The 19,153-nt window shown below is 71.4% G+C and carries 20 protein-coding genes; 7 read left to right on the forward strand and 13 right to left on the reverse strand.

Translation table 11 applies throughout. The features are described 5' to 3' along the window. Positions 1–29: 29 nt before the first annotated feature. The 4 genes from NE235_RS28195 to NE235_RS28210 form a co-directional block, all read right to left on the reverse strand. Positions 30–1,799 carry a DEAD/DEAH box helicase gene (locus NE235_RS28195; protein WP_252808295.1) on the reverse strand — a complete coding sequence of 590 codons (1,770 nt, stop codon included), beginning with the start codon at positions 1,797–1,799 and terminating at the stop codon, positions 30–32. A 110-nt stretch (positions 1,800–1,909) separates the two neighbouring features. Then, on the reverse strand, positions 1,910–2,851 hold the full coding sequence (locus tag NE235_RS28200) for a zinc metalloprotease (RefSeq protein ID WP_252808296.1): 942 nt from the start codon (positions 2,849–2,851) through the stop codon (positions 1,910–1,912). Between the two features lie 201 nt (positions 2,852–3,052). After that, entirely contained in the window at positions 3,053–3,298 is a 246-nt protein-coding gene (locus NE235_RS28205; RefSeq protein WP_252808297.1) for a DUF3039 domain-containing protein, read from the reverse strand. Positions 3,299–3,302: 4 nt separating this feature from the next. After that, positions 3,303–3,878: a YqgE/AlgH family protein gene (locus tag NE235_RS28210; RefSeq protein WP_252808298.1), complete on the reverse strand. Its 576-nt coding sequence runs from the start codon at positions 3,876–3,878 to the stop codon at positions 3,303–3,305. A gap of 125 nt (positions 3,879–4,003) precedes the next feature. Here NE235_RS28210 and NE235_RS28215 point away from each other — a divergent pair, with 125 nt between their 5' ends. Then, entirely contained in the window at positions 4,004–4,687 is a 684-nt protein-coding gene (locus NE235_RS28215) for a hypothetical protein (protein WP_252808299.1), read from the forward strand. A 61-nt stretch (positions 4,688–4,748) separates the two neighbouring features. Here NE235_RS28215 and NE235_RS28220 read toward each other — a convergent pair whose 3' ends face one another. From NE235_RS28220 to NE235_RS28240, 5 genes are all read right to left on the reverse strand, one after another. Continuing rightward, positions 4,749–6,140, reverse strand: a complete 1,392-nt coding sequence (locus NE235_RS28220) for an NAD-dependent malic enzyme (RefSeq protein WP_252808300.1) — start codon at positions 6,138–6,140, stop codon at positions 4,749–4,751. A gap of 73 nt (positions 6,141–6,213) precedes the next feature. Further along, positions 6,214–6,849, reverse strand: coding sequence for a cytidylate kinase-like family protein (locus NE235_RS28225; RefSeq protein ID WP_252808301.1), 636 nt, complete (start codon positions 6,847–6,849; stop codon positions 6,214–6,216). Between the two features lie 26 nt (positions 6,850–6,875). Beyond that, the gene (locus NE235_RS28230; protein WP_252808302.1) at positions 6,876–7,799 is read right to left on the reverse strand and encodes a tetratricopeptide repeat protein; all 924 of its coding nucleotides are present in this window, start codon (positions 7,797–7,799) and stop codon (positions 6,876–6,878) included. A gap of 123 nt (positions 7,800–7,922) precedes the next feature. Continuing rightward, positions 7,923–9,590 carry an acyl-CoA mutase large subunit family protein gene (locus NE235_RS28235; protein ID WP_252808303.1) on the reverse strand — a complete coding sequence of 556 codons (1,668 nt, stop codon included), beginning with the start codon at positions 9,588–9,590 and terminating at the stop codon, positions 7,923–7,925. Between the two features lie 92 nt (positions 9,591–9,682). Beyond that, a complete protein-coding gene (locus NE235_RS28240; protein ID WP_252808304.1) occupies positions 9,683–10,189 on the reverse strand; it encodes a MarR family winged helix-turn-helix transcriptional regulator in 507 nt (168 codons plus the stop codon). A 252-nt stretch (positions 10,190–10,441) separates the two neighbouring features. On the opposite strand from NE235_RS28240, the gene NE235_RS28245 reads away from it, so the two are divergent. The 5 genes from NE235_RS28245 (at position 10,442) to NE235_RS38370 (ending at position 15,793) form a co-directional block, all read left to right on the forward strand. Then, positions 10,442–11,125 carry an ATP-binding cassette domain-containing protein gene (locus NE235_RS28245; protein WP_252808305.1) on the forward strand — a complete coding sequence of 228 codons (684 nt, stop codon included), beginning with the start codon at positions 10,442–10,444 and terminating at the stop codon, positions 11,123–11,125. Continuing rightward, entirely contained in the window at positions 11,118–12,368 is a 1,251-nt protein-coding gene (locus NE235_RS28250) for a hypothetical protein (RefSeq protein WP_252808306.1), read from the forward strand. The genes NE235_RS28245 and NE235_RS28250 overlap by 8 nt, the downstream gene beginning before the upstream one ends. Positions 12,369–12,433: 65 nt before the next feature. Continuing rightward, positions 12,434–13,207: a DUF2127 domain-containing protein gene (locus NE235_RS28255; protein ID WP_252808307.1), complete on the forward strand. Its 774-nt coding sequence runs from the start codon at positions 12,434–12,436 to the stop codon at positions 13,205–13,207. 104 nt (positions 13,208–13,311) lie between these two features. Continuing rightward, the gene (locus NE235_RS28260; protein WP_252808308.1) at positions 13,312–13,998 is read left to right on the forward strand and encodes a DUF4230 domain-containing protein; all 687 of its coding nucleotides are present in this window, start codon (positions 13,312–13,314) and stop codon (positions 13,996–13,998) included. 76 nt (positions 13,999–14,074) lie between these two features. After that, positions 14,075–15,793, forward strand: coding sequence for a bifunctional lysylphosphatidylglycerol flippase/synthetase MprF (locus NE235_RS38370; RefSeq protein WP_252808309.1), 1,719 nt, complete (start codon positions 14,075–14,077; stop codon positions 15,791–15,793). A 12-nt stretch (positions 15,794–15,805) separates the two neighbouring features. Here NE235_RS38370 and NE235_RS28270 read toward each other — a convergent pair whose 3' ends face one another. The 4 genes from NE235_RS28270 to NE235_RS28285 are packed head-to-tail and all read right to left on the reverse strand — an operon-like array spanning position 15,806 to position 18,617. Further along, positions 15,806–16,222, reverse strand: coding sequence for a PIN domain nuclease (locus NE235_RS28270; RefSeq protein WP_252808310.1), 417 nt, complete (start codon positions 16,220–16,222; stop codon positions 15,806–15,808). Then, positions 16,161–16,427, reverse strand: a complete 267-nt coding sequence (locus NE235_RS28275; RefSeq protein WP_252808311.1) for a type II toxin-antitoxin system VapB family antitoxin — start codon at positions 16,425–16,427, stop codon at positions 16,161–16,163. Before NE235_RS28275 ends, NE235_RS28270 begins: the two co-directional genes overlap by 62 nt. 45 nt (positions 16,428–16,472) lie before the next feature. After that, a complete protein-coding gene (meaB, locus tag NE235_RS28280) occupies positions 16,473–17,429 on the reverse strand; it encodes a methylmalonyl Co-A mutase-associated GTPase MeaB (RefSeq protein WP_252808312.1) in 957 nt (318 codons plus the stop codon). A 9-nt stretch (positions 17,430–17,438) separates the two neighbouring features. Further along, positions 17,439–18,617: an acetyl-CoA C-acetyltransferase gene (locus NE235_RS28285; RefSeq protein ID WP_252808313.1), complete on the reverse strand. Its 1,179-nt coding sequence runs from the start codon at positions 18,615–18,617 to the stop codon at positions 17,439–17,441. An 85-nt stretch (positions 18,618–18,702) separates the two neighbouring features. Between NE235_RS28285 and mce the strand changes: the two genes are divergently transcribed. Next, positions 18,703–19,125 carry a methylmalonyl-CoA epimerase gene (mce, locus tag NE235_RS28290; protein WP_252808314.1) on the forward strand — a complete coding sequence of 141 codons (423 nt, stop codon included), beginning with the start codon at positions 18,703–18,705 and terminating at the stop codon, positions 19,123–19,125. The last annotated feature ends 28 nt before the right edge of the window (positions 19,126–19,153 follow it).

A 19,153-nucleotide genomic window follows, 5' to 3' on the forward strand; every position in this document is an offset into this window, starting at 1 on the left:
GGCTCACTACCGCGCTCCGCTCCTGAGGCTCAGTCGCGGACGCGGGGCATCGGGCGGGCGGCCCACTCGCGGATCTTGGCGATGCGCTTGCTCACGTCCTCGCTGCTGGCCTGGGCGCTGGGCGGCCCGCCGCAGACCCGGCGGAGCTCGGCATGGATCACGCCGTGCGGCTGGCCGGTGCGGTGGTGCCAGGCGCCGACGAGGTTGTTGAGCTCCTTGCGCAGCGCGTGCAGGTCCTCGGCGGCGGTGTGGTCCTCCGGGGCCGCTGCCTCGCCCTTCTTGTTCCTGCGCTGGGCGGCCAGCTGCTCGGCCTGCCGCTGCTTGAGCAGCTGCGCGACCTGGTCGGGCTCCAGGAGGCCGGGGATGCCGAGGAAGTCCTCCTCCTCGGGTGAGCCGGGCGCGGCGGTCATGCCGAACTCTCCGCCGTCGAACACGACCCGGTCGAACGTCGCCGACGCCTCGACCGTCTCGAACGGCAGCTCCTCCCCCACGTCGGGGTTGTCGCGCTGCCGGTTCGCCTCGGCGATGAGGTCGTCGTCGAGGCCGTCCTCGCGGACCGGGCGGTCGAGGACGTGGTCGCGCTCGGTCTCCATCTCCGCCGCGTGGCCCATCAGCGTGGGCACGGACGGCAGGAACACCGACGCCGTCTCACCGCGCTTGCGGGCACGGACGAAGCGCCCGATCGCCTGGGCGAAGAACAGCGGCGTCGAGGTGGAGGTGGCGTAGACGCCGACGCACAGCCGCGGGATGTCGACGCCTTCGGAGACCATGCGGACCGCGACCATCCAGCGGTCCTCCGACGCGCTGAACTGCTTGATCTTCTTGCTGGCCCCCGGGTCGTCGGACAGCACGACCGTCGCCTTGGTGTTCGTGATCTCGCGGATCATCTTGGCGTACGCCCGAGCGGCCTCGTGGTCGGAGGCGATCACCAGGCCGCCCGCGTCGGGGACGCCCCGGCGTACCTCGGTGAGCCGCCGGTCGGCCGCCGCGATCACCTGCTTGATCCAGTCGCCCTTCGGGTCGAGGGCGGCGCGCCACGCCTGGGCGGTCTGGTCCTGGGTCAGCGGGTCGCTCAGGCTCGCGGTGATCTCGTCGCCGGCGCGGGTGCGCCAGCGCATGTCCCCGGCGTACGCGAGGAAGATGACGGGGCGGACGACTCCGTCGGCGAGCGCCGGGCCGTATCCGTAGGTGTAGTCGGCGCGGCTGCGCCGGATGCCGTCGGGTCCCTCCTCGTACAGCACGAAGGGGATCGGGTTGATGTCCGTGCGGAACGGCGTGCCGCTGAGCGACAGCCGCCGGGCGGCCGGGTCGAACGCCTCCCGGATCGCGTCGCCCCAGGACCGGCCGTCGCCCGCGTGGTGGACCTCGTCGAGGACGACCAGTGTCTTCAGCGACTCGGTGCGGTTGCGGTGCAGCGCGGGATGCGCGGCGACCTGGGCGTACGTGACCGCCACGCCCTGGAAGTCCTTGGCCGTACGGCCCTGGGAGTTCTTGAACTCCGGGTCGATCTTGATGCCGACGCGGGCGGCGGAGTCGGCCCACTGCCGCTTCAGGTGCTCGGTCGGGCAGACCACGGTGATGCGGGCGACGATCTTGCGGTGCAGCAACTCGGCCGCGAGCCGGAGCGCGAAGGTGGTCTTACCGGCGCCGGGGGTGGCGACGGCGAGGAAGTCGCGCGGGCCGGTGCGGAAGTATTCCTCCAGGGCCCCCTGCTGCCAGGCACGCAGCGCGGTCGCGGTGCCCCAGGGTGCCCGGTTGGGCAGCGCGGGTGGGGTGTCTGATGCGGCGAACGTGCTCACGGTGAAAGAAGGCTACCTTGACCGGCCGACAGGACGGGCCCGGCCTCCCGGGGTCCCTGGGACGGCAGAGACCCGGGTCACCGGCGTGCCACCCCATCTCACCTGGCGTGTCACCGGTAGCGCCCCTTGCGGCCGGACGACGCCGCGCCGAGGCGGTAGGCGGCCCACATGGACCGGATCCGCAGGCCCTGGCCCGGTGTGAACTCGCGCATGCAGCTGTCGAAACCGTAGTCCATGAAGTTGTGCACCGGGTCGGTGCCCGGCGCCGGGCAGCTGTCCTTGGAGGCCGGGCAACCGATCGTGGGGACGGACTCGTCGGGCGTGTCGTCGATGCCGTCTCCGGGCGACTGGCAGCCGTTCTCGAACGTGTGGAACAGCCCCAGCCAGTGGCCGATCTCGTGTACGGCGGTGAGCCCGCGGTTGAAGTGCGGGAACGTGCCACCGGGCAGGCTGCGGTAGTCGACCACGACGCCGCCGGCGCCGGGGCGCTCACGCGCCCACTTCGGGAAGGTCGAGAAGCCCAGCATCTCGAAGCCGACCGCGGCGGTGTAGAGGTTGAGCGTGCCGTACCCGCCGCGGGCGAGCGCGGCCTCGATCTCGGCCCGATGGTCGTGAGGCTTGCCGAACCACTGGGCGTTGGTCGTGACGTCGACGCCGTCGAGCCGGAAGGACACGCCGGTGTCGGGTCCCTGCGGCGCCCTCGAAGCCGACCGCATCGCGCCTCCGGGACCGGAGGAGAGCCGCCCGCCGTACGCCGCGTTCAGGACCGCGACCTGACGGTCGACGGCGGTGCGCGAGAGGCGGCCGTACCGGCCGTCGGTGAGGACGTGGAGCCGCAGTGGGACCACGACCCGGTCGGGGATCCGGTGCGCGGCGGCGAGGGCTCGCTCGTCGGACGAGCCGTAGCGCGTGCGGAGCAGGCCGGTGAGCTCGCTCAGCATCGCGCGCAGCTGGTCGGGAGTGAGGACGTCGCCGTCCGCAGGGCGCGCGGTCCGGCCCGCCGGATCACGGCCCGCCGAACCACGGGCCGCCGAATCACGGGCCGCGGGCATCCTGCGCGCGCAGGTCCCCGTCATCCCGTGGGCCGGCTGGACACGCGCGCCGCCGGGCACGGCGGCGCACGACGCGAGAACGACTCCGAAGAGCCCGGTAAGACCTCTCCGCCTCATCACGATCCCCCCGAGACGGAGAGGCTAGACCGCCGCGCCGGGGGTCAACGCCCGACGCGCGGGTCCTTCACGCCGATTTGACGGTCAGCCCTCGTCGTCGCCGCCCGCCATCGACTCGTAGATCTCCTTGCACTCCGGGCAGACCGGGTACTTCTTCGGGTCGCGGTTGGGCACCCAGACCTTGCCGCACAGCGCGATCACGGGAGTGCCGCTGACGGCGCTCTCCATGATCTTGTCCTTCTGCACGTAGTGCGCGAACCGCTCGTGATCACCATCGCCGTGGGAGAGATCGGGCCTGGTGTCGCTCTCCGGAAGGATCTTCGTACTCACGTGCTCAGTTTAGTGACGGATCCTCGGGAAACGTCGCGACGAAGGCGAGTTCGCCGCCCTGACGGCGCAGAACGGCGGGCCACAGCCCGTCCGGGTCCTCCGCGAACACGTCTCCGGACTCCGCCGAGAGGACGTACCACGCGCCCTCGTCGATCTCCGACTGGAGCTGTCCCGTCCCCCAGCCGGCGTATCCGGCGAACACCCGCAGCCGCGCCACCTCCGGGGCGAGGATCTCCGGTGGCACGTCCAGGTCCACGAGGCCGACTCTGGCCACCGCCGGGCTGCCGTTGAGGGCCCGCCAGCCGAGCGGCTCGTCGGTGCCCGGCACCTGTGCCAGGGCAAGCGCGCTGTCGAGCGCCACCGGGCCGCCCTGGAACACCACCGACGGGCCGGTCACCAGCTCCGACCAGGGCGGCAGGATCTGGTCGACCGGCACCTGGGTGGGCCGGTTGAGCACGACTCCGAGCGTGCCGCCCTCCGGCTCGTGCTCCACGATGAGGACCACACTGCGCCGGAAGTTCGGGTCGGCCAGCTGCGGCGTCGCTACGAGCAGCCGGCCGGTGGAAATGCCGTCGTCCATGCCTTCATCATGCTTTGCTCAGAGGCGGTGGGAACACAGGACGGTCCGGTCGGTCGGTTACGCGCGCGAGGAGCGTGGGTAATCGGCAGAATACCGGCGTAGATCATCACCCCCCGGAGGATGCGATGCCGCTGTCGAGGGTCGCGATCGCGGCCGTCTTCTTCATCCTGGGGGCGCTGATCGTGTTCCCGATGCTCATGGACTCGCCACCGTCCTCCCACACGGCGAGCAGCACCCCCCTTCCCGGCGTCAGCGCGTCGGCGACCGCGAGCCCGACCCGGACCTCCCGCCCCACGCACAAGGCGTCACCGACGCACAAGGCGACGCACAAGCCGACGCCGGCGCACTCGCCGACGCGGCCGCCGACCGGGGAGCCGCTGCCCTCCACGGGCTCCTCCTCGCCGCTCAAGGTCGAGATCGGCAAGGTCCGCTGCCCCGGCCGTACGGTCCAGGTCTCGGTCGTCAACGGCAGCGCGCAGGCCGAGGACTACGCCATCCTGACCGACGGGTCGATCTCGGTCGCCGACCGCATTCCGGCGGGCGCGACGCGCAGGTCCACCGTGAACGTCCGGGAGGACCGCACCACGACCGTCGCCGTGACCTGGCGCAACCTGCCGGTCCAGAGCGTCGACCGGCACGCGAACTGCGTGCGCAGGACGTCGGACCGCACGCTGCCCCACACCGGCCCCGACAGCGGGATGATCGTCGCGCGGGTCGCGACCGGCGTCGCCGTCATGCTGACCGGCGTCATCATCTTCTGGTACGGCCGCCAGTGGCCGCGCCGCAACGGCAGGATGTTCGACCGGTAGACGGCACCACGCGGGGCGGGCACGGCCGGGCGCCCGCGCCCGCCCGCTCACGCGCGGTCGGTCACTTGGCGCCTTCGGCGGCCTTCTGGACGGCGGCGGCGACGGCGTGTGCGACGTCCGCGTGGAACACGCTCGGCACGATGTAGTTCGGGCCGAGTTCCTCGTCGGTGACCACGCCGGCCAGGGCGCGCGCGGCCGCCAGGAGCATGTCCTGCGTGACCGTACGGCTCTGCGCGTCGAGCAGGCCGCGGAAGACGCCGGGGAAGGCCAGCACGTTGTTGATCTGGTTGGGGTAGTCGCTGCGTCCGGTGGCGACGACGGCGGCGTGCTCGCGGGCGGCGGCCGGGTCGACCTCCGGGTCGGGGTTGGCCAGCGCGAACACCACGGCGTCCTTGTTCATCGTCGCGATGTCCTCACCGGTGAGGATGCCGGGGGCCGAGACGCCGATGAACACGTCGGCGCCGCGCACGGCGCCGCGCAGGTCGCCGGAGTAGCCCTCGGGGTTGGTGTTCTCGGCGATCCAGCGCAGCGAGTCGTCCAGGTCGTCGCGGCCCGCGTGGACAGCGCCGTGGTAGTCGCAGACCACCAGGTGCTTGGCGCCGGCGTGCATGAGCAGCTTGAGCACGGCGTTGCCGGCGGCGCCCGCGCCGGCCAGCGCGATGCGCACGTCGGCGAGGTCCTTGCCGACGACCCGCAGGGCGTTGGTCAGCGCGGACACCACGACGATGGCCGTGCCGTGCTGATCGTCGTGGAAGACGGGGATGTCGAGCAGGTCGCGGAGGCGGCGTTCGACCTCGAAGCACCGCGGCGCGGAGATGTCCTCCAGGTTGATGCCGCCGAACGCCGGCGCGAGGATCTGCACCGTACGGACGATCTCGTCGGTGTCCTGCGTGTCGAGGCAGATCGGCCAGGCGTCGATCCCGGCGAAGCGCTTGAACAGCGCCGCCTTGCCCTCCATGACCGGCAGGGCCGCCTGCGGGCCGATGTTGCCCAGGCCGAGGACCGCGGACCCGTCGGTGATCACCGCGACGCTGTTGCGCTTGACGGTCAGCCGCCGGACGTCCTCCGGGTTGCGCGCGATGGCCAGCGAGACCCGGGCCACGCCCGGGGTGTAGGCCATCGACAGCTCGTCGCGGTTGCGCAGCGGCACCTTCGACTGCATCTCGATCTTCCCGCCGAGGTGCATGAGGAAGGTGCGGTCGCTCACCTTGTGAATGGAGACCCCGTCGAGGCCCTCCAGGGCGTCGACGATCTCCTGGGCGTGCTCGGTGTCACGGGTGGCGCAGGTGACGTCGATGCGCAGCCGGTCGTGGCCCGCCGGCGTCAGGTCGAGCGCGGTGACGATGCCGCCCGCGCCCTCGACCGCACCGGTGAGCTGACTCACCGCCTTACCCCCTGCGGGGACCTCGAGACGGACGGTGATCGAATAGGACACGCTCGGCACGGTGGCCACGTCAATTGCTCCTTTGCAACGCGAGAATCCGCACGCCAATGGTGTCATCCCCGCGTACGGCCCGACGAGGAGGTCAGCTGATCGCGTGCGCCGCCGTCACGACCATGTCGACGCAGGCAGCAGCGGCCAGCCGCGTACTGTCGATGACCAGATGATAAAGCCCGGGATCCGCCGGATCCGCCCGGTAGAAGTGTTTGACGTACGCCGTCCGCGCCCGGTCGCTGTCGATCAGCAGGCGTTCGGCCTCGTGCGCGGACAGCTCCAACGACTCCCGGACGCGGGCGATCCGGCGCTCCCGGGATCCGTCGAGGCGGACGTGCAGCGCGCCGGGATGCCCGGCGAGCACGATCTGCGCGGCGCGGCCGAGGATCACCGCTCCCTCGCCCCGGTCGGCGACCTCCTTGATCACCTGCTCGGTGCGGCGGACGAACTCCTCCTCAGGGAGCACGCCGCGCTGCGGCAGGTGGACGTCCATGCCGCCGAGCGTGACGTTGGGCAGGCGCGCGGCGCCGGCCAGGATGCGGCCCAGCCCGTGCTCGGCGCGGTCGTCGTGGGCGAGCGCCTCCTCGAGCGAGCAGCCGATCTCGGCGGCCACGGTGTACGGGATGGCGCGGTCGACGAACGGCACGCCGAGATGCTCGGCGACCGCGGGGCCGATGACGCTGCCACCCGCCCCGAACGCCGCGGAGATCGTGACGACTCCGGTCATCACCCGCCCATCCCGTCGAGAAGGTCTCAGAAGAGCGCCGAGGCGAGCCTCCGCCGGGCGCGGGCCACGCGCGGGTCGTCCGGCGGCAGGACGTCGAACAGCGTGACGAGGTGCTTGCGTGCCGTCTCCCGCTCGTCGCCCTTCGTGCGGCGCACCGCGTCGATCAGGCGGTCGAACGCCTCCTCGACCCGGCCCTCCAGCAGGTCGAGGTCGGCGGCCTTCGCCTGGGCGGCCGCGTCGTCGGGCCGGTCGGCGGCGTCCTTGCGCACCGCCGCCGGGTCGTAGGACCGGGCGCGGCGCTGCAGCTCGACCAGCGCCAGGCCGCTCTTGGCGAACGGGTCGTTCGGCTTCGTCTCCAGGATCCGCCCGAACGCGGTGGCGGCGCCGTCGAGGTCGCCCCGCTGCAGGGCGGCCTCGGCCTCGATCTCCAGCGGGTCGGCGGCCGGCGGCGCCGCGGCGTCCGCGCCGTCGTCCTCGGGCAGGAGGCCCTGCTGGCGGAGCGCGGTGAACAGCTGGTCCAGCACCTGGCGCACCTGCGGCTCGGGCGCCGCGCCGTTGAGGACGGGGAGCATCTGGCCCGCGACCACGGCCGCCACGAACGGGATGCCCTGCACTCCCATCCGGGCGAGCTGCTGGCCGAGCGCCGGGTTCGCGTCGATGTCGACCTTGGCGAGGATCCAGCGGCCGTCCGCCTCGTTCGCGAGCTTCTCCAGGATGGGGCCGAGCTGCTTGCACGGCTGGCACCAGTCGGCCCAGAAGTCGACGAGCACCGGCACGGTGCGGGACCGCTCGACGACCTCGGTGTTGAACGTCGCGTCGGTCACGTCGATGACGCTCGAAGAGGAGTCTCCCGGGGCCCCCGAGGCCGGGCGCTGCTGCTGTCTCTGGGCCGCGGCACGCCGCGCGCCGAGATCGATCGCGCCGTGCAACGAGAAGTCCGATGACGTCATGTGTCCATCCTGCCGCATGCCCCGGCGTACGAATACGCACGGCCGCCACGAAATCGATCAAGCACGCTCCATGACCGCCCGGACACGCGAGGTGACGGTCTTCCGGGGAGGGGAGGCGACGGCTCAGAATCGGGCGGGCTCGGCGTAGTCGCCCCACTCCTCGCGCAGCGCGCCGCAGATCTCGCCGAGGGTCGCCTCGGCCCGTACGGCGTCGAGCATGGCCGGCATCAGGTTCTCCTCGGTGCGGGCGACCTCGATCATGCGGCCCAGGGCCGCGTCGACGGCCGCCTGGTCCCGGGCCGCGCGCCGCTCGGCCAGGACGCGGTTCTGCTCGCGCTCGACCTCGTGGCCGACCCGCAGGATCTCCAGAGGCTCCTCGATCGACTCGGTGTGGCGGTTCACCCCGACGATCTTCTTCTCGCCCTTCTCCAGCTGCTGCTGGTAGGTGAACGCGGCGTCGGCGATCTCGGCCATGAACCAGCCGTCCTCGATGCCGCGCAGGATGCCGCCGGTGATGGAGCCGTCCGGGCTCATCTCCTTGATCCGCGCGAAGATCCGCTCGGCCTCCTCCTCGAGGCGGTCGGTCAGCGCCTCGACGTACCACGAGCCGCCGAGCGGGTCGACGACGTTGACCACGCCGGTCTCCTCCATGATCACCTGCTGGGTCCGCAGGGCGATCTCGGCGGCCTTCTCGCTCGGCAGCGCCAGGACCTCGTCGAGGGCGTTGGTGTGGAGGGAGTTCGTGCCGCCGAGCACGGCCGCGAGCGCCTCGACGGCGGTGCGCACGACGTTGTTGTCGGGCTGCTGGGCGGTCAGTGAGACTCCGGCGGTCTGGGTGTGGAACCGCAGCCACTGCGCCTTCTCCGACGTCGCGCCGTACACGTCGCGCAGCCACCGCGCCCAGATCCGGCGCGCGGCTCGGAACTTGGCGATCTCCTCGAAGAAGTCGATGTGGGAGTCGAAGAAGAACGACAGGCCGGGCGCGAACGCGTTGACGTCGAGCCCGCGGGACAGGCCGAGTTCGACGTAGCCGAAGCCGTCCGCGAGCGTGAACGCCAGCTCCTGGGCAGCCGTGGATCCGGCCTCCCGGATGTGGTAGCCGGAGACGCTGAGCGGCTTGTACGCCGGGATCTCGCTCGCGCAGTACTCCATCAGGTCGCCGATGAGGCGCAGGTGCGGCTCGGGCGCGAAGAGCCACTCCTTCTGCGCGATGTACTCCTTGAAGATGTCGGTCTGCAGCGTGCCGTCGAGACCGTGCACGTCGACGCCCTGCCGCTCCGCCGCGACGAGGTACATGCAGAAGATCGGCACGGCCGGGCCGGAGATGGTCATCGAGGTCGTGATGTCACCCAGCGGGATGCCGTCGAACAGCACGTCCATGTCGGCGGCGGAGTCGATCGCGACGCCGCAGTGCCCGACCTCGCCGAGCGCGCGGGGGTCGTCGGAGTCGCGGCCCATGAGCGTCGGCATGTCGAAGGCGACCGACAGGCCGCCGCCGCCCGCGCCGAGGATCATCTTGTACCGCTCGTTGGTCTGCCGGGCGTTGCCGAAGCCCGCGAACTGGCGGATCGTCCAGGTGCGCCCGCGGTAGCCGGTGGCGTACAGGCCGCGGGTGTAGGGGAACTCCCCCGGCCAGCCGATGCGCTCGAAGCGCGGATCGCCGGCCGGTGGCCCGTACACCGGGTCGACCTCGAGGCCGGACAGGGTGGTGAAGTCGGCGTCGCGTCGGCGGGCGGAGTCGTACCGCTCCTGCCAGCGACGACGGCCCTCTTCGATGTCCCGGAAGTCCATGAGCGCTCCTCAGGCCGGTGGCTCTCCCTAGATACTAGGATGTCCTAGTATCTGGTCGCCAACCATCCCCGCGCGAGCCACACCCGTGCCCCTCAGTCCTTGAAGTCGCCGGCGGCGACGCGGAGGCCGCGCAGCGTCTGGAACATCGCCTCCAGCTCGCCCGCGTCGTACGCGCCGAGCCCGAAGTCCGCGGCGAGGAGGTCGGCCGTCGCGCGTTCGACGGTCTCCCGGCCGCTCTCGGTGATCTCCGCGAGCACACCCCGGCCGTCGCGCGGGTTGGGGCGGCGCCGGACGTACCCCTGGCGCTCCAGCCGGTCGATGGTGTTGGTGACGCTCGTCGGGTGCACCATCAGCCGCTCACCCATCCTCGACAGCGACACCGCTCCCTGCCGGCTGAAGGTCAGCAGCACGAGCGCCTCGTACCGCGCGAACGTCAGGCCGTACGGCTTCAGCAGGGCGTCGAGTTCGGCGATCAGGATGGCCTGGGCCCGCATGATCGAGGTCACCGCCAGCATGGCGGGCGACCGGCCCCAGCGGCGTTCCCAGAGATCCCCGGCGCGGGCGATCGGGTCGAAAGGCAGGTTGAGCGGCTTGGCCACTCACACACGTTATCGCCTGACCGGCCCGACATCGGCCGAATCAAGCTTGATATAGCCGCGATCGACCTGTGAATCCCGCGAATCAGCCGCAATCCCGGCGGCCGCCTAAGGAACGCTGACACTCATCATCAAGGCAAGTTATAGTTCCATTGTCGACGCGTGCGGACGACGGCAAAGAGGGGCGTCGCGCAGCGGTTCAACGCCGCGACCGCCCCCGCCCTCGCGCACGCGTCGCCAATTCGGGGGGTAATTATGATCGGGAATTCTTCCGCGATCGTGGCACGGGGCCTGGGGATCCGCCGCAGACGGCGGTGGATCCTGCGTCCCACCACGTTCGACGTGGCACACGGGGTCGTGGGCCTGGCCGGCCCGGCGGGTCCGGCCAGGTCGGCGGTGCTGCAGACGCTGGCGACACTGCACCGCCCGTCCGTCGGCGACCTCGAGGTGCTGGGCCACGACCTGACCCGGCGGGCCGGGCGGCACGCGGTGCGCGCGCGAATCGGCCTGTTGCCCGCGCGGTTCACCTGGACGTCCGGCTTGTCGATCCGCGACTTCGTCGGCTACGCGTCTTACTACAAATGCACGCCACGCCGGGCGGTCGACGCGATTCTAGAGCGATTCGGGCTCAGTGACGCCGCAGCGCTCGAAATGGACATGCTTCCGCAAGATCTGCGATTGCGCGCGGGCCTGGCCGCGACGTGTGTGCACGAGCCGGAGCTCGTCTTTCTCGACGAGCCGCTCACCGGCATCGGCGATTCCGAGCGGGAGGAGTTGCTCCCGCTGCTGCGGAGCCTGGCTCCGACGGTCGTGGTGACGGCCGCCGATCCGGCGGAGCTGACGGGGTGGTGCGACCAGGGTCTGCGCATGGTGCGGGGCCGCCTGGTCGATGCGCCGTGCGTCCCCCGTCCCCGGGCGCGGGTGCCCGCCGGTGTCTGACCTTGGCCGGGTGCTGCGGATCGACGCTCGCCGTACGGCCCTGTTCCTGGCCGTGCCGGCGCTCGCGTTCCTCGGCGCCGTCGCGGCCTGGCGGGCGCTGCTTCCGGGCGTCGCGTACTGGGACGACGCCGTCGCGGCGCTGTTCTCCTCGGTCTGCCTGCTCGGCCCGGCGTCGGCGGGGTTCGCCGCGTGGGTCGCCCTGCGCGAGCACCGCCTCGACTACCTGCGGGGACTGACCGCGCGGTCACCCGCCCTGGGCCCGCTGCTCGACCTGCTCCTGCTGGGGATCGTCACGCTCTGCGCGTACACCGTCGTCGCCGCGGTCGTCGCCGCCAAGACGATGATCCATGTGGAGGCGGGCCACCCGCGGCCGATCGGGCCGCTCGCCGGGGCCCTCACGCTGCTCGTGTACACCGTCGTGGGCTACCTCGCCGGCCGCGTGCTCCCCCGCCTGCCGGTCGTCCCGGCCGTCGCGGTCCTCACCTACCTGTGGGGCGCCGTCCGCCCCGGGGCGTGGGCGGACCTGCTGCCGCCACCGGGCATCGGGCACATCGGGCTGTTCGCCGCGCTGCGCACCGAGCTGCTCGCGGGTCAGGCGCTCTGGGCGTTCGGGCTGGGCGCCGTCCTGGTGACCGGTTACCTGTGGGCGCTCACCCGGCGCGCCTGGCTGGCGCTGCCGGCCGTCGCGGCGGCGGGCGTCGTCGCGGGGACCACGGTGTGGCTCCACGGGCAGCAGCGCACCCCACCGGTCGTGCCGCGGGCGTTCTCCTACGCCTGCCGGCAGTGGCCGCTGACCGTCTGCGTGCACCCGGCGCTGCGCGCCGCACTGCCGTCGCTGGAGGCCGGGCTGACCCCCCTGGCCACCCGCCTGAGCGGCACCCCCGGGCGCTTCACCCGGGTCGAGCACCGGCCCGACAACGACTTCCCCCGGCCCGGCCGCGGCGTCGTCTACATCCACCTCGGCGACCTGTCCCCGGGGTACGCCCACCGCGCCGAGCAGGAGATCGACATCAGCCTGCTGGACGCGCGCACCTGCGGCGACCCGGCGCACGCGGCCGGCGCGCACTACAGCGCCCTCATCTCGGCCTGGCTGCTCGACGAGGCGCCGCCGCGGCTCACCGACACCGTGGCCGCCGACCGCTTCGCCCGCTGGGACGAGCAGCGCCGGCGCCGATGGCTGCACGCGCACTACGCGCGCTACCGCACCTGCACCCTCCGCGGCCGGGACTTCCGCGAACGCTGACGCCGTGCGCGCGGATCATGCGCGAACGACGTGCTCTGTCTGCCGGTTTTCACTAGGGTCGGGCCGTGGACTGGAGCCTGCTGAAGTGTGCCCGTTCGGGGCACATCACCTACGCCCCCGACGAGCCGGCCCTGCGGGACCGGCTGCACGTGCCCACCCCCGCCGGCGAGGCGTGGCGCTGCCTGCGCTGCGGCACCTACGTCCACGGCGAGCCGCACGGCCGCGGCCCCGCCGACCACGCCCCGCTCGTCGCACGCGGCCGGGAGCTGCGCGACGAGCTGATCATGCGCTTCTTCGCCCTCGAACGCGTGATCCGCGGCCTGCTGATCATCGCCGCGGCGTACGGCGTGTGGCGGTTCTCGGCCAACCGCGGGTCGATCCAGCACGTCTTCGAGAAGGACATCCCGCTGCTGCGGCCGCTCGCCCATCAGGTGGGCTGGGACCTGGACCACTCGCGCATCATCGAGGAGATCCGGCACGTCTTCACGCTCAAGTCGGAGACGCTGACCTGGTTCGCCGTGGGGCTCCTGGTGTACGCCGTGATCGAGCTCGTCGAGGCGGTCGGCCTGTGGCTCGGCAAGCGCTGGGGCGAGTACTTCGCGGTGGTCGCCACGTCGTTCGGCCTGCCGATCGAGATCTACGAGCTCACGGACCGGATCACCGCGGTCCGCATCGGCGCGCTCGTCATCAACGTGGGCCTGGTCCTGTACCTCATCATCTCCAAGCGGCTATTCGGCGTCCGGGGCGGCAAGGAGGCGTTCGAGGCGCACCGGCGCGGCGAGTCGCTGATGGAGGTCGAGCAGGCGGCCGTGACTCCCCACGCCGAGGCCGCTGGATAACGATTTCGACCGCGTGACCGGCTCACCCGTTTTCGTGGGATGAGTGGGCCTCTACGGGGGTAATTCGGGGTCGTAGCCGACCCCTAGAGGTGAGTGAGACGAAGATGGTGCGACCGGAAGCCCCCGAGGACGAACCGGCATCCCGGCCCCCACGCCGGCCGGGCCTGCGCTGGATCGCGCTCGTCGTCGTGCTCCTGGCGCTGGCGTACGCCATCCTGCAGGCGGTCAACGCGCTTCCGCACTGGCTCGACCCGTTCGGCGAGAAGACGAAGGACCGCAGCGGTCCCGCCGTCCTGCGGTCGATCCAGAACCTCTCGCGGTACGAGGCCGCGACCGGTGACTTCCAGGTCATCGTGGACCTGGAGAAGGACGCGCGTTTCCTGCCCGGCGCGATCCGCGGTCAGCGGACGCTGTTCGTGGGCAGCGGGAGCGTCGACGCCTACGTCGACTTCTCCGGCCTGAGCAAGGGGGCCGTCACCACCGACAAGGACCGCACGTCGGTGACGATTCGCCTGCCGCACGCCAGGCTGGAGAAGACCAACCTCGATCCGAAACGCAGTTATGTCTTCGCGCAGCAGCGCGGACTGTTCGACCGAATCGGGCAGTTCTTCAGCTCGAACCCGAATCAGCAACAGCAGCTCAACGTGCTCGCGGCCCAGAAGATCCAGGACGCCGCGAACGCCAGTGGCCTGGCCGAACGGGCCGACACGAATACCAAGCAGATGATCACGAACCTGCTGCGCGGTTTGGGCTTCAAAACTGTTACGGTGACTTACGCCACAGCACCGTGATCTTACCGAGACGGGCCGCGGGGAATAGCACTACCAAGCGGCCCGTTACGGATAAACCGGGGTGATCGTTGTGTCCGTGGCAGGCGTGTCCACTCTCCACCACGCGTCCGGCTCCCACCGCCGACCGACCTGGCCGCTCGCGCTGCCCATCGCGGCGGCCGCGGTCGCCGTCGCGCTCCCGGCCGTCGGCGCCTCGGCACCCGAACGCCCGGCACACCTCGTCATCGGAGAACTGTTCCCGAACGGCCAGGAGTTCCTGCTCGCGCTGATCCTCCTGGCGACCGCGCGGGGCGTTCTCCTGCGCCGCCGGGTCGCGTACTACGTCGTCCTGCTGCTCACCGGCCTGTCGGCCCTCGACGCGCTGAACACCTGGCAGCTCGGCCGCCTCGTCCTCCTCACCGCCGCCCTGGCCGCGTTCGTCCGGTACCGCGGGGAGTTCACGACCTCCCCCAGCCGGGTGCGCACCGCCCTCCGCGCCGGCCTCATCACGTACGGGCTCGCGATCGCGTACGGCCTGGCGGTGATGATCCTGCAGTGGCACCAGATGACGCCCGACCCGAGCCCGGCCGACGCCGGACGTGAGATCCTCTCCGGCCTCACCGCGTCGGGCCCCGGCCCGGTGCACTTCGGCGGCTCGGCCGACCACTGGTTCGAGGCGAGCCTGGGCCTCATCGGCGGCGGCGGGCTCCTCGCCATCCTGGTCACGATGCTCACGCCCGCGCCGCCGCCCCCGCCGGGCAGCGACCGGGAACGCGCCGAGGCGGCGCGCCTCGTCGACGACCAGGGCTCCGACACCCTCGCGCCCTTCGTGCTGCGCAGCGACAAGTCGTACGTCTTCAGCTCCGACCGGCGCGCCGTCATCGGATACCGCGTGCTGTTCGGCGTCGCCGTCGCCGGCGGTGACCCGGCCGGCGACCCGCGCTCCTACGCGGACGCGGTGGCCGAGTTCGCCGCGCTGGCCGAGCGCTCCGGATGGCGGATGGCCGTCCTCGGCGCCCGCGCGGACCTGCTCGACCTGTGGCGCCCGTACGGCCTGCGCTCCATCGAGATCGGCGACGAGGTCCTGCTGACGCCGGGCGAGTTCGGCCTGAGCGGCCGGAGCATGCGCAACGTGCGGCAGGCGGTGCAGCGCACCCGCAACGCGGGCGTGACCGGTCAGGTCGTCCGCGAAGGCGACCTGACCGCCGACGAGCGGGCGCGGCTGCGGGCCGTGGCCACCGAGGCCATGGGCGGTGCCGAGGAGCGCGGCTTCTCCATGAACATGGACGACCTGCTGACCGGCCGGCACGCCGCCTCGGTCATCGTCGTCGCGCGGGACGCCGACCGCGCGCCGATCGGCTTCCAGCGGTACCTGCCCAGCGCCTGCGGGCGGCGGCTCTCCCTCGACGCGATGCGCCGCCTCCCCGGCGCCCCGAACGGCCTCAACGAGCGGATGATCGTCGACGTCATGGAGTACGCCCGCGACCAGGGCATCGACGAGGTCTCCCTCAACTTCGCGGCCTTCCGCGAACTGTTCGACACCGCCGAGCGCGGGCCGCTCGAGCAGGGGGGCTACCGCCTGATCCACCTGCTCGACCGGTTCATCAAGGTCGAGTCGCTGTACCTGTTCAACCGCAAGTTCCGGCCGCGCTACGTACGGCGGGCCGTGGCCTTCCCGTCATGGACGAGCCTCCTGACCGTCGGGGCGGCCCTGCTCACCCTGGAGTTCGGCCACCGCCACCCACCCCACCCCGCGCCCACGACGGCCGCCGCCCCCGTCCCCGACGACGGCTACGTCACTTCGCCGTCGCGGTGAAGGACAGGACGCTCAGCCAAGTGTCCCGGGCGGGGCCAGCCACTGTGTCGGCTGGCCGGTCATTCGCGCGATCGTCTCGTAGTCGCGGTCGTAGTGAAGCACGGTCAGGTTCGAGAGTTCCGCCGTTGCCGCGACGAGAAGGTCCACCGGTCCGGCGCACCGATGCTGCCCGCGTTTGGTCAGCGCCTCCTGGACATCTGCGGCGCGCTGGTAGACCCGATCCGGCATGGGCACCCAGCCGTACATCGCGCGCAGGATTTGCAACAGTCGCTGCCGTTCGTCCATCGACCGTGCGCTGAACAGCACCTCCAACTCGATGACCGGGCAGATTGCGATCAGCCCCGCGCTGACCTGCTCCTCCCACCGGTCAGGAGTTTGGGCCATCCTCGCCAGAGCGCTCGTGTCGATCAGGTAGGTCGCCGGAGACACCGCGGTAGTTCCTCTTGTCGTGCAGGACATCGAACATGCCGGACTTACCGAGTTCGATGAACTCCGCATAGGCACGGGCGCGCCGCAGCCGCTCGACGGTCTCCCGTAGCGCGGTGTTCACGGTGTCCTTCTTCGTACTGGTGCCCAGCAACTCGGCCGCCTCACTGAGAGCGTCATCATCCACGTCTACGAGGATCTTCGTCACGACGCACCTCCATATATACCAAGACGAGCCGAGTATATCCGCGATTCAGTCGCTGGTGAGGGCGGAGATGAGTTCGTCGGCGGCGGAGTAGGGGTCGCAGTCGCCGGACAGGACCTTGGCGGCGAGCACGTCGAGGCGCTGGTGGCCGTGCAGGTCGCCCATCCGCTCGCGGAGCGCGGTGACCGCGATGGCCTCCACCTCGTCGCGGACCCGCGCCAGCCGGCGCCGGCGGAGCTCCCCGGACTCCTCCATCCAGGCGTAGTGCTCGTCGAGCCGCCGGATGACGTCGTCGACACCCTCGCCCTTGACCGCGACGGTCGGCACGATCGGCGGTTTCCAGCCGACGTCGCCGGCGAGCGCGATCATGTTGCGCAGGTCGCGTACGGCCTGCTGGGCGCCGTCCCGGTCGGCCTTGTTGACCACGAAGACGTCCGCGATCTCCAGGATGCCCGCCTTGGCGGCCTGGATCGAGTCGCCCATGCCCGGCGAGACCAGCACGATCGTCGAGTCCGCGAGCGAGGCGATCTCCACCTCGGCCTGGCCGACTCCGACGGTCTCGACCAGCACGACGTCGCAGCCGGCCGCGTCGAGCACGCGGATGGCCTGCGGGGCGGCCCAGGACAGGCCGCCCAGGTGGCCGCGGCTGGCCATCGAGCGGATGAAGACTCCGGAGTCGCCCGCATGGTCCTGCATGCGGACCCGGTCGCCGAGCAGCGCCCCGCCGGTGAACGGCGAGGACGGGTCGACCGCCAGCACGCCCACGCGCAGTCCCCGGTCGCGGAACGCCCGGACCAGCGCGCCGGTGGACGTGGACTTCCCGACGCCCGGCGCGCCGGTCAGGCCGATGACCCGCGCCCGGCCGGCGAGGGGGTTCAGCGCGGCCATGATGGGCCGCAGCTGCGGCGAGGCGTTCTCGACGAGGGAGATCAGCCGCGCCAGCGCGCGCGGCTGTCCCTTCCTCGCCCGTTCGACCAGATCGTCGACGTCGACGTTCCGTGCCACCCCGGGTCCTCAGACCTTCAGGATCAGGGCGTCGCCCTGGCCGCCGCCCCCGCACAGCCCCGCGGCGCCGACGCCGCCGCCCCGGCGGCGCAGTTCGTACGCCAGGTGCAGGACGATCCGCGCGCCCGACATGCCGATCGGGTGCCCGAGCGCGATGGCACCGCCGTTGACGTTCACCTTGCTCTCGTCGACGCCGAGGTCGCGCATCGACTGGATGCCCACCGACGCGAACGCCTCGTTGATCTCGATCAGGTCGAGGTCGTCCACGGTCAGGCCCTGCTTGCCCAGGGCGTGCTTGATGGCGTTGGCGGGCTGGGACTGCAGTGAGTTGTCCGGGCCGGCGACGTTGCCGTGCGCGCCGATCTCGGCGAGCCAGGTCAGCCCGAGCTCCTCGGCCTTGGCCCTGGACATGACGACGACCGCGCACGCGCCGTCGGAGATCTGCGAGGACGAGCCCGCGGTGATCGTGCCGTCCTTGCTGAACGCGGGCCGCAGGCGGCCCAGCGACTCGGCCGTCGTGTCCGGGCGGACGCCCTCGTCTGCCGCGAACACGACCGGGTCGCCCTTGCGTTGCGGAATCTCCACCGGGACGATCTCGTCGTCGAAGAGCTGGTTCTTGATGGCGTCGGCGGCCCGCTGGTGCGAGCGGGCGGCGAACGCGTCCTGCTCCTCGCGCGAGATGCCGAGCTTGGCGTTGTACCGCTCGGTCGACTCGCCCATGGAGACGCCGTCGAAGGCGTCGGTGAGACCGTCGTGGGCGGTGGCGTCGAGCACCTCGATCGAGCCGTACTTGTAGCCCTGGCGGGACTTCGGCAGCAGGTGCGGCGCGTTCGTCATCGACTCCATGCCGCCCGCCACCACGACGTCGAACTCGCCTGCGCGGATGAGCTGGTCGGCGAGGGCGATGGCGTCCAGGCCGGAGAGGCAGACCTTGTTGATCGTCAGCGAGGGGACGTTCATCGGGATGCCGGCCTTCACGGCGGCCTGGCGGGACGGGATCTGCCCCGCTCCGGCCTGCAGCACGTGGCCCATGATCACGTAGTCGACCTGGTCGCCGGTCAGCCCGGCGCGCTCCAGTGCGGCGCGGATGGCGATCCCGCCGAGGTCCACCGCTGCGAAGTCCTTGAGAGAGCCGAGCAGACGCCCGATGGGCGTCCGAGCTCCGGCGACGATGACGGAATCGGCCATGGATCGAGACCTCCGACGAATGGTGGGGGCGACGTTTGCCAACATACCCACTAGGAAGCCGGGACTTTCCAGGGAGGCCATCGTCATGCTCACCCGAATCGATCACGTCGGTATCGCATGCCATGATCTTGAAGAGAAGATCGCTTTCTACGAGAGCACGTTCGGTCTGCTTGTGGTGTCGCGGGAGGTCAATGAGCAGCAGGGGGTGAAGGAGGCGATGCTCCACGTCGCGGACGGGCCCGCGGGCGCCTCGTACGTGCAGCTGCTGGAGCCGCTGAACCCCGATACGCCGGTCGGGAAGTTCCTGGTGAAACGGGGAGAGGGCGTGCACCACATCGGATACGGGGTCGACGACGTCGTGGCCGCCCTGGAGAGCATCGGCGGGACGGGCGTGCGCCTGCTGGACGAGCGGCCGCGGCACGGCTCGATGGGCGCCTCGATCGCGTTCCTGCATCCCAAGGACGTCGGCGGTGTCCTGACGGAACTGGTCCAGGCCAAGCCGCGCTGACACTGACTCATCAACACCCCGTGCGAAC

Source organism: Actinoallomurus spadix (genome assembly GCF_024055725.1).
GTDB classification, from domain to species: Bacteria; Actinomycetota; Actinomycetes; order Streptosporangiales; family Streptosporangiaceae; genus Actinoallomurus; species Actinoallomurus spadix.

Coding starts and splice junctions, on each gene's coding strand:
- NE235_RS28200 (WP_252808296.1), bottom strand. CDS start 2,851: ATGCCCGCGGCCCGTGATTCGGCGGCCCGTGGTTCGGCGGGCCGTGAT.
- NE235_RS28210 (WP_252808298.1), bottom strand. CDS start 3,878: ATGGACGACGGCATTTCCACCGGCCGGCTGCTCGTAGCGACGCCGCAG.
- NE235_RS28215 (WP_252808299.1), top strand. CDS start 4,004: ATGCCGCTGTCGAGGGTCGCGATCGCGGCCGTCTTCTTCATCCTGGGG.
- NE235_RS28225 (WP_252808301.1), bottom strand. CDS start 6,849: ATGACCGGAGTCGTCACGATCTCCGCGGCGTTCGGGGCGGGTGGCAGC.
- NE235_RS28230 (WP_252808302.1), bottom strand. CDS start 7,799: ATGACGTCATCGGACTTCTCGTTGCACGGCGCGATCGATCTCGGCGCG.
- NE235_RS28235 (WP_252808303.1), bottom strand. CDS start 9,590: ATGGACTTCCGGGACATCGAAGAGGGCCGTCGTCGCTGGCAGGAGCGG.
- NE235_RS28245 (WP_252808305.1), top strand. CDS start 10,442: ATGATCGGGAATTCTTCCGCGATCGTGGCACGGGGCCTGGGGATCCGC.
- NE235_RS28260 (WP_252808308.1), top strand. CDS start 13,312: ATGGTGCGACCGGAAGCCCCCGAGGACGAACCGGCATCCCGGCCCCCA.
- NE235_RS28285 (WP_252808313.1), bottom strand. CDS start 18,617: ATGGCCGATTCCGTCATCGTCGCCGGAGCTCGGACGCCCATCGGGCGT.
- mce (WP_252808314.1), top strand. CDS start 18,703: ATGCTCACCCGAATCGATCACGTCGGTATCGCATGCCATGATCTTGAA.